The sequence below is a fragment of the Gracilibacillus salinarum genome (genome assembly GCF_022919575.1).
GTDB lineage: Bacteria > Bacillota > Bacilli > Bacillales > Amphibacillaceae > Gracilibacillus > Gracilibacillus salinarum.
On record NZ_CP095071.1, the window covers coordinates 361355 to 375334 of the forward strand.

At 36.8% G+C, this 13980-nt stretch carries 24 protein-coding genes; 19 read left to right on the top strand and 5 right to left on the bottom strand.

The window, feature by feature from the left end; all coding sequences use genetic code 11:
* Window positions 1-20 precede the first annotated feature (20 nt).
* A complete protein-coding gene (glnA, locus tag MUN87_RS01745; RefSeq protein WP_244745760.1) occupies window positions 21-1352 on the top strand; it encodes a type I glutamate--ammonia ligase in 1332 nt (443 codons plus the stop codon).
* Window positions 1353-1458: 106 nt separating this feature from the next.
* On the opposite strand, the gene MUN87_RS01750 is transcribed toward glnA, so the two are convergent.
* The 3 genes from MUN87_RS01750 to MUN87_RS01760 form a co-directional block, all read right to left on the bottom strand.
* Complete coding sequence (locus MUN87_RS01750; protein ID WP_244745762.1) at window positions 1459-2613, bottom strand: site-specific integrase; 1155 nt, start codon at window positions 2611-2613, stop codon at window positions 1459-1461.
* Window positions 2614-2690: 77 nt separating this feature from the next.
* Window positions 2691-3107 carry an ImmA/IrrE family metallo-endopeptidase gene (locus MUN87_RS01755; RefSeq protein WP_244745764.1) on the bottom strand — a complete coding sequence of 139 codons (417 nt, stop codon included), beginning with the start codon at window positions 3105-3107 and terminating at the stop codon, window positions 2691-2693.
* Between the two features lie 17 nt (window positions 3108-3124).
* Window positions 3125-3550, bottom strand: a complete 426-nt coding sequence (locus MUN87_RS01760; RefSeq protein ID WP_244745767.1) for a helix-turn-helix domain-containing protein — start codon at window positions 3548-3550, stop codon at window positions 3125-3127.
* Window positions 3551-3965: 415 nt separating this feature from the next.
* On the opposite strand from MUN87_RS01760, the gene MUN87_RS01765 reads away from it, so the two are divergent.
* Window positions 3966-4163: a hypothetical protein gene (locus tag MUN87_RS01765; RefSeq protein ID WP_244745769.1), complete on the top strand. Its 198-nt coding sequence runs from the start codon at window positions 3966-3968 to the stop codon at window positions 4161-4163.
* Here the strand turns inward: MUN87_RS01765 and MUN87_RS01770 are convergent, their stop codons facing one another.
* Window positions 4164-4613, bottom strand: coding sequence for a hypothetical protein (locus tag MUN87_RS01770; protein ID WP_244745771.1), 450 nt, complete (start codon window positions 4611-4613; stop codon window positions 4164-4166).
* 111 nt (window positions 4614-4724) lie between these two features.
* Here MUN87_RS01770 and MUN87_RS01775 point away from each other — a divergent pair, with 111 nt between their 5' ends.
* The 17 genes from MUN87_RS01775 (at window position 4725) to MUN87_RS01855 (ending at window position 13715) form a co-directional block, all read left to right on the top strand.
* Window positions 4725-5441, top strand: coding sequence for an ORF6C domain-containing protein (locus MUN87_RS01775; protein ID WP_244745774.1), 717 nt, complete (start codon window positions 4725-4727; stop codon window positions 5439-5441).
* Window positions 5442-5454: 13 nt separating this feature from the next.
* On the top strand, window positions 5455-5637 hold the full coding sequence (locus tag MUN87_RS01780) for a helix-turn-helix domain-containing protein (protein WP_244745776.1): 183 nt from the start codon (window positions 5455-5457) through the stop codon (window positions 5635-5637).
* Window positions 5638-5651: 14 nt separating this feature from the next.
* Complete coding sequence (locus MUN87_RS01785) at window positions 5652-5921, top strand: group-specific protein (protein ID WP_244745778.1); 270 nt, start codon at window positions 5652-5654, stop codon at window positions 5919-5921.
* Between the two features lie 5 nt (window positions 5922-5926).
* Window positions 5927-6160 carry a hypothetical protein gene (locus tag MUN87_RS01790; protein ID WP_244745780.1) on the top strand — a complete coding sequence of 78 codons (234 nt, stop codon included), beginning with the start codon at window positions 5927-5929 and terminating at the stop codon, window positions 6158-6160.
* Window positions 6161-6274: 114 nt separating this feature from the next.
* Window positions 6275-6529, top strand: coding sequence for a hypothetical protein (locus MUN87_RS01795; RefSeq protein ID WP_244745782.1), 255 nt, complete (start codon window positions 6275-6277; stop codon window positions 6527-6529).
* Between the two features lie 15 nt (window positions 6530-6544).
* Window positions 6545-6772 carry a hypothetical protein gene (locus MUN87_RS01800; RefSeq protein ID WP_244745784.1) on the top strand — a complete coding sequence of 76 codons (228 nt, stop codon included), beginning with the start codon at window positions 6545-6547 and terminating at the stop codon, window positions 6770-6772.
* Window positions 6773-6875: 103 nt separating this feature from the next.
* Window positions 6876-7043 carry a hypothetical protein gene (locus MUN87_RS01805; protein ID WP_244745786.1) on the top strand — a complete coding sequence of 56 codons (168 nt, stop codon included), beginning with the start codon at window positions 6876-6878 and terminating at the stop codon, window positions 7041-7043.
* Between the two features lie 5 nt (window positions 7044-7048).
* Window positions 7049-7234 (top strand): hypothetical protein, encoded by a 186-nt coding sequence (locus MUN87_RS01810; protein ID WP_244745788.1) that lies wholly within the window; start codon window positions 7049-7051, stop codon window positions 7232-7234.
* Window position 7235: 1 nt separating this feature from the next.
* The gene (locus MUN87_RS01815; RefSeq protein ID WP_244745790.1) at window positions 7236-8744 is read left to right on the top strand and encodes an AAA family ATPase; all 1509 of its coding nucleotides are present in this window, start codon (window positions 7236-7238) and stop codon (window positions 8742-8744) included.
* Window positions 8744-9043, top strand: a complete 300-nt coding sequence (locus tag MUN87_RS01820; protein ID WP_244745792.1) for a hypothetical protein — start codon at window positions 8744-8746, stop codon at window positions 9041-9043. Before MUN87_RS01815 ends, MUN87_RS01820 begins: the two co-directional genes overlap by 1 nt.
* Complete coding sequence (locus tag MUN87_RS01825; RefSeq protein ID WP_244745794.1) at window positions 9040-9192, top strand: DUF6906 family protein; 153 nt, start codon at window positions 9040-9042, stop codon at window positions 9190-9192. Before MUN87_RS01820 ends, MUN87_RS01825 begins: the two co-directional genes overlap by 4 nt.
* 13 nt (window positions 9193-9205) lie before the next feature.
* The gene (locus tag MUN87_RS01830; protein WP_244745796.1) at window positions 9206-10123 is read left to right on the top strand and encodes a RecT family recombinase; all 918 of its coding nucleotides are present in this window, start codon (window positions 9206-9208) and stop codon (window positions 10121-10123) included.
* Window positions 10124-10262: 139 nt separating this feature from the next.
* Window positions 10263-11018 (top strand): MBL fold metallo-hydrolase, encoded by a 756-nt coding sequence (locus MUN87_RS01835; protein ID WP_244745798.1) that lies wholly within the window; start codon window positions 10263-10265, stop codon window positions 11016-11018.
* The gene (locus tag MUN87_RS01840; protein WP_244745800.1) at window positions 11015-11356 is read left to right on the top strand and encodes a hypothetical protein; all 342 of its coding nucleotides are present in this window, start codon (window positions 11015-11017) and stop codon (window positions 11354-11356) included. Before MUN87_RS01835 ends, MUN87_RS01840 begins: the two co-directional genes overlap by 4 nt.
* A 14-nt stretch (window positions 11357-11370) precedes the next feature.
* Window positions 11371-12144 carry a phage replication protein O gene (locus tag MUN87_RS01845; RefSeq protein WP_244745802.1) on the top strand — a complete coding sequence of 258 codons (774 nt, stop codon included), beginning with the start codon at window positions 11371-11373 and terminating at the stop codon, window positions 12142-12144.
* Window positions 12122-13399, top strand: a complete 1278-nt coding sequence (locus MUN87_RS01850; protein WP_244745803.1) for a replicative DNA helicase — start codon at window positions 12122-12124, stop codon at window positions 13397-13399. Before MUN87_RS01845 ends, MUN87_RS01850 begins: the two co-directional genes overlap by 23 nt.
* A 16-nt stretch (window positions 13400-13415) precedes the next feature.
* Window positions 13416-13715: a MazG nucleotide pyrophosphohydrolase domain-containing protein gene (locus tag MUN87_RS01855; RefSeq protein WP_244745805.1), complete on the top strand. Its 300-nt coding sequence runs from the start codon at window positions 13416-13418 to the stop codon at window positions 13713-13715.
* 32 nt (window positions 13716-13747) lie between these two features.
* On the opposite strand, the gene MUN87_RS01860 is transcribed toward MUN87_RS01855, so the two are convergent.
* Window positions 13748-13948: a hypothetical protein gene (locus MUN87_RS01860; RefSeq protein ID WP_244745807.1), complete on the bottom strand. Its 201-nt coding sequence runs from the start codon at window positions 13946-13948 to the stop codon at window positions 13748-13750.
* Window positions 13949-13980: the final 32 nt, after the last annotated feature.

The following is a 13980-nucleotide window of genomic DNA, read 5'->3' on the forward strand; positions in this document are numbered from 1 at the left end:
AAAAGGAGAGAGAAATAGCAATGGGATTAACTAAAGAAGAAGTAAAGCAAAGAATCAAAGAGGAAAATGTAAAATTTATCCGTCTACAATTCACAGATTTACTAGGAACAATCAAAAATGTTGAGATTCCATTAAGCCAATTGGATAAAGCATTAGATAACCAAATGGTGTTTGATGGCTCATCTATCGAAGGTTTCGTTCGTATCGAAGAATCAGATATGAAACTTCATCCAGATATTGATACATTCGTTGTGTTCCCATGGACTTCTGAAAAAGGAAAAGTAGCACGTTTTATCTGTGATATCTATAATACAGATGGTACACCTTTTGAAGGTTGCCCACGCTATAACCTGAAAAGAAACTTAAAAAGAGCAGAAGATTTAGGATTTACCGCGTTTAATATCGGTACAGAACCAGAATTCTTCTTATTTAAATTAGACGAGCAAGGAGAGCCAACTTTAGAATTGAATGATAAAGGTGGATACTTTGACCTTGCACCAACTGACCTTGGTGAAAACTGCCGTCGTGATATCGTATTAGAGTTAGAAGAGATGGGCTTTGAAATTGAAGCATCTCACCACGAAGTGGCACCTGGTCAGCATGAGATTGATTTCAAATATTCTGGTGCAGTAAAGCATGCAGATGATATTCAAACATTTAAACTTGTAGTAAAAACTATTGCACGTAAACACGGTTTACACGCTACCTTTATGCCTAAACCATTATTCGGTGTGAACGGTTCGGGTATGCACTGTAATATGTCATTATTCAAAGGGAAAACAAATACTTTCTTAGATGAAAATGGTCCATTACAATTAAGTGAAACAGCGTATCAGTTCATTGCTGGTATTATTAAACACGCGCTTTCTTTCACGGCTGTAACGAATCCTACCGTAAACTCTTACAAACGTTTAGTACCAGGATACGAAGCACCTTGTTACGTAGCATGGTCTGGATCTAACCGTAGTCCATTAATTCGTGTACCAGCTTCTCGTGGCTTAAGTACTCGTGTTGAGGTACGTAGTGTTGACCCATCTGCGAATCCATACTTAGCACTATCTGTGTTATTAGCTTCTGGTTTAGATGGTATCGAAAATCAATTAGAAGCACCTAAAGCAGTGGACCGCAATATCTATGTAATGGATAAAGAAGAGCGTGAAGCTAATGGTGTTCAAGATTTACCAGCAACACTAGCTGACGCCTTAGATCTATTAAAAACAGATGAAACAATCATTGAAGCGCTTGGAGAGCACTTATTCGAGCACTTTATTGAATCTAAAGAAATTGAGTGGGATATGTTCCGTACGCAAGTACACCCTTGGGAAAGAGAACAATATATCCAGTCTTATTAATAAGCAGAAACCCTTGGCACTGTTGGTGTCGGGGGTTTTTCTTTTACTATTGAAAGTAGTTAATTTTAAGTCACCCACAACCACACCCACGAAACACCCACAAAAATTAATCATCATTCGAAAATGTGATTTGATTAAAATAATATTCATATTTAGCCATTGATTTTTCGTCGAGACGCTTAGAAATATGTGAATACACATCAGCTGTTACTTGATAGCTTCCGTGCCCTAATCTTTCCTGGATAAATTTCATATCAGTTCCTGATTCTAATAGCAATACGGCATGTGTATGTCTTAAGGAATGGATCGGCAAGTTAGAAATACCTGCTTGCTTGAGAATTCTCCTAAAGGCATTAAACAAACTAGATTTAGGCATTATATATCCATCATCACGGCAAAAAACTAAATTTAGGTCGTGGCGATATATATCATTTAAATTCTGTTTGTTTTTATTTTGCCATTTTAAATGATCCTTTAACTGGTTAATGGTATTATTTGTTATTGAGATGGTTCTCTTAGAACGGAATGTTTTAGGATCTCCAAACAATTCCTCATCCGATTCGGCTTGAAAATCTAAAGTCTTGTTTACCGATATAGTCTTTTCCTTGAAGTTAATGTCAGACCATTGTAATGCTGCAACTTCTCCTTTTCTCATGCCGGTGTCTATCATGAATGAAAAGTAAAACCAAAATGTATAACCGTATTGAAAAGAGGTTTTTAAGAATGTAGGTATCTCTGTCGAGTCAATAAATTTAATTTGTCGCTCTTTTTCTTTACCCTTAATGACAGCACCAATTGTCGGATTATGGTCAATCATGTTTAGTTGCAAAGCTTTTTCCATAGCATTTCGCATTGTGCCGTGTACTATTTCGATAGTTCTTTTACTGTATTCTTTATCGTGCAATGAATTTAAGAATTGTTGATACATTGTAGGTTTCAACGACTTCATATCGATGCTTTTAAAATAAGGGATAATTTGTTTTTCAATATTTCTCTTGTGTAGATCAAACGTATTTTTTCGAACTACACCATTTTTATATTCTTCCAACCAGTTATTAAGAAATTCTTTAAGAGTAATATTTTGACTAGCTAACTCAAAGTTATTTAATAGCTGGTCCTCAACTTCCTGAGCCTCGAATCTAGCTTCCGGTTTTGTCTTAAATCCTCTTTTTGATTTTTCTTTATACTTTTTAGTAATTGGATCTTGGTACTTAATTCTGTATTCCCAAGAACCATTATGCTTTCTGTAGCTTATTCCCATGCAAATTTCTCCCTTCTAATAGTGGTAAAAGGCAATCTTTTTTCTCACCTCCTTATAATAAGAATGTTTGTTCTGTTTTAATCGCAAAAATTTTTATAAACCAGTTGCTCAGAGATGCCGTATGTCTCAGTAGCTTCCCGTAGAGTCACAATTTGATCACCACCTTGGTTAAATAACAATTCAATTGCAAATTCATTTGCCTCTTGTTCTATTTTGTCTGTTGAGTAAAATGTATTTGCTTTCAAAAAAGCTGTATTATGTTCAGGATGTTGAAGAGCATGTCCTAATTCATGACAGCAAGTAAATATTTGTTGTTCTCGTGGTGAACTTTCATTGATGTGGATAACTTTACAACGATGAGTCTTGCTATAGTAACCTAATATACTCCCTAATTGCTCATATACAATTTGTATACCTAATTCTTCTGCAATTTTAAAAGGGTTATTAGTATTATGTTTTTTAACTAATTGATCCACTCTTTCTTTAATAAACATAGAGGTTTCACCACGCTTTATTTTCGGTAGTCTTTTCTAGTGAATTTCTGTTTAGCCATTCGTTTCGTAAGACGTAATGTATTTGCCCAAGATTGGATTAGTAACTCTCTATCCTCCTCATTTAATTCTTCTAACACTCTACCATCAAATGCTGCGAAGGCACTATCAACATCTTCACCATCAATTATTTTTTTGAGCTCTCTTTGGATAGCTTGTTCGTCCTTTTCAGTAAGATCATAGTAACGCTTTTTGTCTGTACGTCCTAATAAGTAATCAGTACTTACGTCGAAGTAGTCAGCTACTTTCTCTAACGTTTCTGTTTTTGGGTTTTGTTTCTTCCATTTATAAAGTGAGTTTCTTCCGAATCCTATCTTTTCTTCTAATTCAACAATAGACATTCCTTGCTCATCGCAAAGTTTTTTTACTCTTTCAAATACTGTCATATCAACCATCCTAGCTACTTACAACAAAATATATTGTCTAATTGGATAGAATCGTGTTGACATCTATCTAATTGTCTAATATACTCTAGGTAAGCTATTTGATTAGCAAGAAAGACAATAAAAAATACGACCTATCTAAATGCAATTTTTGACGCTGGGGAGCTGATAAATGCATTATTACAGGCTTTTTAAAGTCTTATTTAGCTATGTTTGTATTCTATCCTAATGGATAGATTAAGTCAATACTTTTAGCTAATTTTATAGCTTAATTTAAAACACTCACACCTGAGCACCATCATTCGAACGAGCGGAGTACGCCAGAACCTATCAGTAAGATAGCGAGCGACGCCAATAGGTCACGCAAAGACTTCAAATGTTGGTTCTTGGGTGTGAGTGGATAAAGGAGGGTTGAATAGTGGAGAAAAAAGAACCCCCACATGATATTGGCGTATCAGGCGAGGGAGAAGTAAAAACAAATGAGACTCCACAAACACCAATAACTATCTTAGAAATAATGTTTAACGCATTAGATAGAAAATTAGACAGAGTTTTATTTGGTATGAAAATGGTTGTGATATTTCTCATAGTGGAGTTTTTCATTATATTGATTTAATTAATTTAAAGCTTGGAATATCCCATCAATAAAAGTCCGGATTTCTTGAGCATAAGCAGAAATTAAAATTGTAGCTAGCCATGCGATACAACTAAATAAGAAAGAAGGGAACTTTTTAAACTCATAGCTAACTAAAAAACCAAACACATTAGCAGGTATAAAAAACAAATCTTTTATGAAATATTTCGGGTTAAGGTATTTTTTAGCCATATAAGAATTGTTATTAAAAGCTTCGTGAAGCTTTATGAAAGCATGATGAATTGTCCTTTCGTCTTCAAAGTCTTTATATGAAGGGGAGATCCGAAATATATTGCCTAGTAAATCATCACTCAATGGTTTATTTCTAGCAATTGCATCAAAAGATTGCATTTTATCTTCACGACTGGATGCTTGTTTATAAGAATTATAGAGATTGAGCAAATAATTTATTCGTGAGTTTTTCCAAATCAATTTTATAGATTTTCTAAGATACAAAAAAATAATTAACAAAATAACTAGAAATGTAGTAATAAAATTCACCTCCCTCATAGGGAGATTATACCAAAAGAAAGGAAGGATCACATGACAGATTTAACAATTATTAATTACGACGGTCAACGGGTTTTGACAACAAGTCAGTTGGCAGAAAGTTATGGAACAAGTAGCAAGGTAATCAGCAAGAACTTTACTAGGAATCAAGATAGGTATACAGAGGGTAAGCATTTTATTCCTTTAAAAGGTCAAGAAAAGCATGATTTTATCAACCGTCACCAAATTGACGATGGTTCAAGAAATGCCCAGGTACTCTATCTTTGGACAGAAAAAGGAGCATGGCTACATGCGAAATCACTAAATACTAATCAAGCCTGGAACGTTTATGAAATGTTAGTTGATGACTACTACAACGTAAAAGAGCAAGCTCAACCTCAATCATTAGAAATAGCACTTCAAGCGGCATTAGAACATGAAAGAGAAATTAAAACTATCAAATCAGATGTTAGATATCTGAAGGGCAATATGCGAATTGATTCCTTGCAACAACAAGAGATACAACAGGCTGCCAAATATTCAGTGGTACAAGCATTAGGTGGGATTCACTCTGTTGCATATGAAGGATCAAGCAAAAAAGTATTTTCAGCATTTTGGCGAGAGTTTAAGAAACACTTTGGAGTACCGCGTTATGGTGACATTCCAAAAGTTAAGTTTGATGATGCTATACGATTCATTGAATTGTGGCGACCATCTACATCACTACAAATAGAAATTGATCAATCTAACAGTCAAATGACACTATCATAAAGGAGTGAAAACCATGCCAATGGATTTAAGTATTAAAATCCGCAATGAACTATACAAAAGAGATATGAAGCATAGCGAGCTTGCTAAAGAGCTTGGGATCTCCGGCGCTTATCTCTCTGACATTCTGAGCGGTAAACGTACTGGTAAGAAAGCACAAGAGCATGTGAAGCGTATCAAAATAATATTAGGGATCTAAAGGAGGAAAGTAAAATGATCGAAGTGAAAGTCGATCAATCGCTAGTTGAAAGCATCTGTCGAGAAGAGATAGAAAAGCGGCTAGATAAAGCTGAATTCGACATGGTGATGTGGGATAAGAATGAATTGGTTAGAAGAACATGTATGAGTTGGTCAAGTATTCAAAGAACGTTTTTCTATGAAAGAGATTTTCCAAAGGTAAAGTTAGGCGGTAAGTGGTACTTTCCTGCTGCTAAAACAACCAATTTTTTGCTCAATTATCTAGAAAGAATGGAAGGAGCGTGAGACAAATGGCAATTAACAGCCATAAAAGTTTAATAGGATTCCAAGAACGTTTCAAAGAAATTCAAGGCATTGAGGATGACAACATTAAAAGCATTCGTCTAGCAGCACTAATGACAGACATGGAAAGTGCTTATGAATTTCCAATGGTAGGCCCATTACGAATAGCAGCATTTAAACAGTCGTTTCCTGGTGTCATGAAGCTATATAAAGAAGTGAGTCAAGCGAGGTGTTTTGGATGACTTATATTATTTGTGCCGTTGTTATTACAGCTTTAGCAGCCGGGTGTAATTTTTTAATTGGCAAGATACAAAGTGAATATGCAGATATGCAAGTAAGAGACTGGGGTGAATGATATGCCATTCTCTGATCACTTTCTAAAAAAGGACAAGCAGAGAGCTCATCATTATCGAAAAGAAATAGGAGACTACTTTAAAGCTTCATTAGTTTGTTTAGATAAATTCGAATTGGACAAGTCCAAGCAATATTTTGATCATGCTATCGATTTATTCGCAGAATTACGTCGAATGAATTTAGAAAAAACCACAGTTGATGGTGCTAATTATCAGTTAAGTGATCACGCATTGAAAGAGAGATATAACTGGTACTGAAAGGAGGTTTAAGTATTGGAGAAGCCTGCTGGATTATCTTATAAAAACAATGCTATCTATGCAGTTTACAAAGGCGAAAAAATGTTGGTTACTGGTACTGCTGGAGAGTGTGCAAAAGAATTGGAAGTAACGGCTGATTATATTCATTATATGGTGACACCAACAGGAAAACGAAGGTTAGCGTCCAGAAAGAATCCTAATCAAGCTACAACGGCAGATATTATAGATTTTGAAAGGAGGTGAGGCTATTGAGAGTGAAGGCAAAGCTATGGCAGATGATGTCGCCAAGTCAGAAAGAACGCGTCTTAACGTATCACAGTAATAAGCAGTTGAAAGAGGTGAAAGCATGCTAGTGGCTAAAGGGTTAATTACTGGAAAGATATATGCACAAGGTGAAAATCGTGCTGCTGTTCTAAGGCAACTGGATAAGGAATATCCATATTCGTCACGCAGTAATCCAACCGAATTCAGCGGAAAAGTATTTCCTGAAGTTTTACAGATTAGAAAGGGGTGAATTTATTGGATTTAGGAGTAGCTGCAAGCATAAGAACCAAGCAAATATCCGGAGAGTTTATTGAAGGAAGAGTTAATCAATGGCTAGAAGAGAATGCAGATACTGAAGTAATTGATATTAAGTTTGCTGCTAGTGCCACTCACGAAGATTGGGCAACAGACGCATTAATTATTTATCGGAAGGGGAATTAAATTGCAAATAAAATTCAAAGAACTAAAGCTAAACAATTTCAAAAGCCACCAGGATCTACAAGTTAACTTTGGCGAGGTAACGAAGATCACTGGTGACAATGCAAAAGGAAAGTCTTCCGTATTGGAAGCTATCTCTTGGCTATTATACGGCATAGATACGCTTGGAAGCAAGACGGATCCGGCACCAGTAACATACGAAGCAGATGAAACAATGGTTTCACTCTTATTAGATGTAGATGGCAAAGATTTGCTTCTAGGCCGCGAACTAAAGAAGGGCAAAACAAAATACTTAATCAACGAAGTGCCTAGTAAAGCTACTGAATTCAACGAAATACTTGATCAACTATTTGATAAAAATATGTTCTTGTCACTGTTTAACCCGAATTATTTCTTTACGATGCATTGGGAAAAACAACGTGAAATGATCCTTGATTATGTAACGGCTCCCGCGAACAAAGAAGTATTAAAAGAACTGCCTGAAGCACAAAGCAACAAACTTGCTGAACTTGTTAAGAAACAATCGTTAGCGGACCTTGAGAAAATCCATTGTGATAAGAAAAATAAATTGGACAAGCAATACATTGCAGCACAAAGCCGTACAAAGACATTGAAGGAACAATTCGAGGACCAGGCACCAAAAGTACCACAGGAATCTTTGCAAGCGGAACTTTCTCAACTAACGAAACAAAGAAATGAGATTGAGAAAGTCACGGATGAAGCATTAACAACAAACAGCGAGTTTAATAACATTCAATCACAAATTAATTCACTTAATGATCAAATCGAAATGTCTAAAAACAGATGGCCATCTATTCGTGATGAAAAGATAGAACGCACCTGCAGGACATGTAAGCAACCTTTAGATGAAAAATCCGTTGCTGCAGTTGAAGAAGATAAAGAAAAACGTGTCGCTACTTATAAGGCAGAGCATAGCGACATTGTTAACAAACGAAATGCGTTAAAAAAGGATCTTGAGGAACTGGAATACATTGATGTAGCCGAAGAACTGGAAAAATCACGAGCATTGCAAGATAAGATCAATCCTATCGAAGCGGAATTGAATAAGTACAAACAGCTTGAAGCATTCCAGGAACAGATCGAACAAGCAGAGCAAACTGAAAAGCAGACTCGTGATGACCTGAATGAATCCATTTTCATTCTCGATAGCATAAAGGACTTTTATGCCAAGGAAGCGGAACTGCAGGCTAAAAAAGTACAATCACTCTTTGATAATCTATCGATCAAGTTATTTAAAAAGCAGAAGAATGGTGACGATAAGCCAACATTTGAAATACAAATGGACGGCAAGGATTATAGCAAGCTGTCACTATCTGAATCTATCAGAGCGGGCTTGGAATTAAGAGAAGTGTTATCAGACCAAAGCGATATTGTTGCTCCTGTATTTGTTGATAATGCTGAGTCGATCACCAAGTTTAAAGAACCAAGTGGCCAACTCATCATGGCTAAAGTTATTGCTGGAGAAGAACTGAAAATTGAGGAGGATAAATAATGGATCAACGAAAAGTTTTAAGCGAGGTTGCAGAGTTAGTGAAAGCTAAAGAAAGAGTGCAGCAGAACATTGATCGGATAGAAAGTGGCACAGCTAAGGACATCTGCAGTATATCAACGACAGATATCAGATTACGTGATGATTATCGTTTCTTTGGTCCAAATGATCGATGGGCAAATAAAGAGCGTTTCTTCAACAAAATTAAGTACCTGATCCTAGCAGAAATGAAAGAAACCCTGGATGAAATTAATGCTGAGATCGATAAAAGGGTTGCTTTTAAGGAACGTGCTGAATCATGAAGCACGGCCGTCGTCCAACACGCAAGCATAAAGAAGTCTTAGTAGCCGAAAACCTCAATCCGAAGAATTGGTTGATCGTTAAGAATCTTGATGATCGATTAGAGGTTGTGCACAAAGAAACTGGTAATATCAAAATTATAGATTTATAGGAGGAATTCAATCATGGCAAACAATAATCAATTAGCAGTACATCAGGGGTTAGCGTTCGGTGAGCTTACACCACAAGATGTTACAACTATTCGTGAAACGATCGGTAAAGATTGCAACGAATCACAATTCAAACTATTTATGTCTATCGCAAAGGCTTCTGGTGCTAATCCAGTGATGAATGAAGTTTATCCTGCAGTTCGCGGTGGTCAACTAACAGTCCAATTTGGAGTTGACTTCTATGTTCGAAAGTCAAAAGAAAGCGAAGGGTACCAAGGTTATGATGTGCAGCTAGTACATGAGAATGATGAATTTAAAATGCACCAGGAACAATCAAAGGACGGCCGTTATTATGCCGTAATAGATGAACATTCATGGGGCTTCCCTAGAGGTAAAGTAATCGGTGGTTACGCTCTTGCTTATCGTGAAGGGTTCAATCCATTTTCAGTCATTATGGAAGTGGAAGAGGTTGAACATTTCAAGCGTTCTAATATTGGGATGCAGAAAACCATGTGGACCAATTACTTTAATGATATGTTCAAAAAACATATGGCACGAAGAGCGTTAAAGGCAGCATTTGATCTTAATTTTGATGAAGATCAGCCTATTGAAGGTGGAAGCGAGATTCCTGAATACAAACGTGAGCGCACTGACATTACGCCTAACCAGGAAGTTATTGATCCAGGAGAAAATCAACAAGAACAACCACAGCAACAAGACAAGGTTGCTGCACTTAGAAAAGAAATGAAAAAGAGATTCAAAGAATTAGGAATTACCACTAAAGCAGGCATTAATAAATACATCGAAGATAACAACATTAAGTTTAGTGATCCTGCGACTGAATCGGAATTGGCAGGCCTAATTGATCTGTTAGATATGCACTTGGACATGAAGGAAGCGGAAGAGGCTTCTGACGATGAGCTACCAGAATAAACACTTGCCGGACATAATTGTTTACGAACGACAGGAAGATTGCAAATTGTGTGGGGATGAGCTAAATCCTCACACTGAATATTATTACCGAGATAGAAGGATATGCATTCGGTGTTGTGAAGAATTGGAGGACAAGTAAATGAAAGTAGATATTCTAGCTTCCGGGTCCAAAGGGAATTGCATCGCACTTACTTCAGGTGAATCTACTTTTCTAGTTGATGCTGGTGTGGCCAAGACAAAGATTGAAAAAGCATTGCTTGAGGTTGGCATTACACCAAACAACATTGAGTCTATATTTATCACTCATGCACATAAGGACCATACAAAAGGATTACCTTTAGCTAATAAATATAATATACCCGTTTTTGCAGGTGAAGAGGAATGGAAGCTTATTGAAAATGTAGAGCACGGAATAATCTTACCTAAGAATGACATTATGTATGAACCCTTAATATTTGACATGGGAGAAATAAGTGTCACGCCTTTTGGTGTTCACCACGATTCATATGAACCGGTTGGGTATTCAGTAATGATGCATGGAGAACAAACTTCTATCTGCTTAGATACTGGAAAAGTTGATGAGAGCATGCTTATACACATGAGTGACTCAGACACTTACATCATTGAATCAAACCATGCTCCGGCCATGGTGGAACATTCAGACTATCCAAATAGCGTAAAAGCAAGGGTGTTATCTGATGTAGGCCATCTAAGTAATGTGCAAACTGCAGCTGCATTGTCTGAATTAGTCCAGGGCAAAGGTGAGAAAATATATTTATCGCACTTATCAAGCAACAATAACATGCCTGCTTTAGCTGAAATGACAACAGTACGAGCACTGGCGAAGAAAGGTTTTATCCGAAACAAACATTATCGATTAGAGGTGATTACATGAATAAAGTGAAAGTACCAAAAGAAGTTGCTGAGGCGTTTGCCTTCTATGAAAAACAATTAGAAACCATGCCAAAGAAGACTGTGCATTTTGTATTAATGGCCGTTCCATTTTCTATTGTACATGGACCAGCTGAAGTTCTTAAAAGGTTTGCAAGCAATGACCCTACTCAATATTTACAAGCCATTCTGCAAGGATACGAAGCACGAATTGACATTGAAGATGAATTAACTGCAATGATAACAGAATGGCTTAATGAACCTTATTATCAAGATAATGAACGAGAAGATGTGAAAATGCTCGTGAATAGCATTATTGGACATCTTCAAAAACAAACATGAACGGATGATTGATCATGGCAAATCCACAAAAAGAAGAGGGGTACACAGGAGTTGCCAATGAAATCCTAAACGAAATCATGAAAGTCAATCTTAACGGCACTCAGTTTCGTTTAATCATGGCTGTTTGGCGATATACTTACGGATTCCAGACAAAAGATAAAGAGCTTTCTATTCGGTTTTTAGCATCGAAAATAAATGCTAATCGTAGCCAGGTAGACCGAGAGTTAAGAGTTTTGCTATCGAAAAATATCATTAAAGTTAGTGATGCTGGAAAGAAAGGAGCAAGAAAATTGCGCTTTAATAAGAACTACGAGCAATGGAATAAACAGGAGCAGGAATCTAATCCGGTTCCAGAACCTAAAAAGAATCCGTCTAACGTCAAACCGAAATACGACGACGAAAGCACATACTATAAGATGGCCACTTACTTTTATAAACGAGTCCAGAAAGTTGCCGAAGATGCAGGGATTGCTCATCTAACTAAAAAGGCGAATATGCAAACTTGGGCTGATGATATGCGAAAGCTTATTGAAATCGACCAGGTAGAAAAGAGAAAGGCTAAAGAAGTAATGGACTGGGTTACTACAGATCCATTTTGGCGAACCAATATATTGTCTGCTAAAAAGTTACGACTGAAATTCATGGAACTTGCAATAAAAATGAATGCTGAATCAAATCCAATAACTAAACAAAAACCGCAACCTAAAGATGGTCGAGATAAAGAGATAGCATTCCAAAAATTTATACAAGAAGGAGGTAATCCGGATGAGTTCAACTGGAACGATTGAAAATCTATCTGCAGAGCAATCAGTACTTGGAGCGGTGTTCTTAGATCCTAACGTTTTAGATGATATTTCATTTTTAGAAGATAGAGATTTTCTCGATCCTAAACATCAGGAAATATACAGAGTAATGAAGTACCTGGACAGGCACAATAAACCAATCGACATTGTAACAGTCACTGATTTATACCTGCAGCACCAAAAGCAAGACCAATTGAGTATTTCATATCTTACCAAACTTGCAGAATCGTGTCCGACTACAGCAAACGTGGAGCATCATGCGAATATAGTTAGGTCCAGAGCTGTGAGGCGGAGAGGTGCTGATCTTGGCCACGAAATAACGGAGCTTTCTCGTGAGGATTTTGATACAGATGAGGATTATTATGCAGCTGTCGAAGCAAAGATAGCAGATTTAAGACCGAAAGAAAATGGTCGCATGAAGAGTTTGAAAGAAATTAGGTATGAATATTTCGACTACCTGGTTTCTAAAGAGATTGGTTATGTGCCAACTCATTTTCCAAAATTCGATGGCTGGTGTAATGGTTTATGGCGAGGTCGATTGTTTGTTTCAGCTGGTCGTCCATCCGTAGGTAAAACGGCAATGTTGCTTCAAAGGGTGATGGGTGTGGCTAATCATGGTCCAGTTCTAATTTATTCACAAGAAATGGATGATGATGAGTTGCTGGATCGAATGATATCTAACTATACAGGTATTCCATATAATAGAATCAAAAACAAAGAATTGAATCCGCACCAATATGCTGATGTAGAAGATGCATACAATGCATTGCAAGATCTACCGATATTCATTCAAGATGCAGCAGGGGTAACCATAGATGAAGTAAGAGCAACAGCCAAAAGATTTAAACGGAAGTATGGCGATGTTGCAATGGTGGCCGTAGATTATTTGCAGATTATGAGTATTTCACAAAAGAAACAAGAAACCAGGGCGCAAGCTGTTGGTAATGTAACAAGTACCGCGAAACAAATGGCAAGGGAATTAAATTGTTCTTTCATGATGCTGAGCCAAATGACTCGAGAAAGCGAAAACGTTAAAAAGCCTCAATTGTCTCACTTGAAGGAGTCCGGCTCTATTGAACAGGATGCTGATTTCGTCGAATTTCTTTGGCATGATCCGAACGATACTGAACAGCAGGGTAAAGTAATCCAACAGTTTATAGCAAAAGGTCGCGATACTGGTATTAATGAGTTTCGCCTCTTATTTAGAGGGTGGAAGCAGAAATTCGAGGAATTAAATTGAAAGGATGAGTTTAGAAATGGCTAAATCTATTAATCAACTATGTAGTGAAGCATATGAAACTGCCAAATCAAAAGGCTGGCATGATGAACCAAGGGAAACGGGTACTTTGTTAGCTTTAGTTCATAGCGAAGTATCAGAAGCACTAGAAGCTGATCGCAAAGGAAATCAGGAAGGATTTGAAGTAGAACTTGCAGATGTTTGCATTAGAATCTTTGATATTTGTGGCTCCAGTAACATCGATCTTGAAGATGCTATTTTGACCAAGATGGAGCGGAATAAAGGTAGATCGTACAAACATGGGAATAAGGCTTATTGAGACGAAAATGAAAAAGACCGCCAAAGCAGTCTTTAAAATGTATCGGTGTTCTTTTGATTGAATTTCTTGACTTCTGTTGATATTTCAGCAAGGATTCTATTCTTTTCTTGCAACATTTTAATCAAAGTTAAAGCAAACCAAATAATAAAAATAATAGCAGCTACTGACAAAATTAATGGAATCAGAGTAATGAAAATACCCAAAATATTAAATGAAGTAGTTGTAGTCGACAATCAAATTCACCTCCTATACTTTAGGAACATAA

Bases quoted from the DNA above. Each gene is read 5' to 3' on its own strand.
- glnA (WP_244745760.1), top strand. From the start codon at position 21: ATGGGATTAACTAAAGAAGAAGTAAAGCAAAGAATCAAAGAGGAAAAT.
- MUN87_RS01750 (WP_244745762.1), bottom strand. From the start codon at position 2,613: ATGGGAATAAGCTACAGAAAGCATAATGGTTCTTGGGAATACAGAATT.
- MUN87_RS01755 (WP_244745764.1), bottom strand. From the start codon at position 3,107: ATGTTTATTAAAGAAAGAGTGGATCAATTAGTTAAAAAACATAATACT.
- MUN87_RS01760 (WP_244745767.1), bottom strand. From the start codon at position 3,550: ATGACAGTATTTGAAAGAGTAAAAAAACTTTGCGATGAGCAAGGAATG.
- MUN87_RS01775 (WP_244745774.1), top strand. From the start codon at position 4,725: ATGACAGATTTAACAATTATTAATTACGACGGTCAACGGGTTTTGACA.
- MUN87_RS01780 (WP_244745776.1), top strand. From the start codon at position 5,455: ATGCCAATGGATTTAAGTATTAAAATCCGCAATGAACTATACAAAAGA.
- MUN87_RS01785 (WP_244745778.1), top strand. From the start codon at position 5,652: ATGATCGAAGTGAAAGTCGATCAATCGCTAGTTGAAAGCATCTGTCGA.
- MUN87_RS01790 (WP_244745780.1), top strand. From the start codon at position 5,927: ATGGCAATTAACAGCCATAAAAGTTTAATAGGATTCCAAGAACGTTTC.
- MUN87_RS01795 (WP_244745782.1), top strand. From the start codon at position 6,275: ATGCCATTCTCTGATCACTTTCTAAAAAAGGACAAGCAGAGAGCTCAT.
- MUN87_RS01805 (WP_244745786.1), top strand. From the start codon at position 6,876: ATGCTAGTGGCTAAAGGGTTAATTACTGGAAAGATATATGCACAAGGT.
- MUN87_RS01820 (WP_244745792.1), top strand. From the start codon at position 8,744: ATGGATCAACGAAAAGTTTTAAGCGAGGTTGCAGAGTTAGTGAAAGCT.
- MUN87_RS01825 (WP_244745794.1), top strand. From the start codon at position 9,040: ATGAAGCACGGCCGTCGTCCAACACGCAAGCATAAAGAAGTCTTAGTA.
- MUN87_RS01830 (WP_244745796.1), top strand. From the start codon at position 9,206: ATGGCAAACAATAATCAATTAGCAGTACATCAGGGGTTAGCGTTCGGT.
- MUN87_RS01835 (WP_244745798.1), top strand. From the start codon at position 10,263: ATGAAAGTAGATATTCTAGCTTCCGGGTCCAAAGGGAATTGCATCGCA.
- MUN87_RS01840 (WP_244745800.1), top strand. From the start codon at position 11,015: ATGAATAAAGTGAAAGTACCAAAAGAAGTTGCTGAGGCGTTTGCCTTC.
- MUN87_RS01845 (WP_244745802.1), top strand. From the start codon at position 11,371: ATGGCAAATCCACAAAAAGAAGAGGGGTACACAGGAGTTGCCAATGAA.
- MUN87_RS01850 (WP_244745803.1), top strand. From the start codon at position 12,122: ATGAGTTCAACTGGAACGATTGAAAATCTATCTGCAGAGCAATCAGTA.
- MUN87_RS01855 (WP_244745805.1), top strand. From the start codon at position 13,416: ATGGCTAAATCTATTAATCAACTATGTAGTGAAGCATATGAAACTGCC.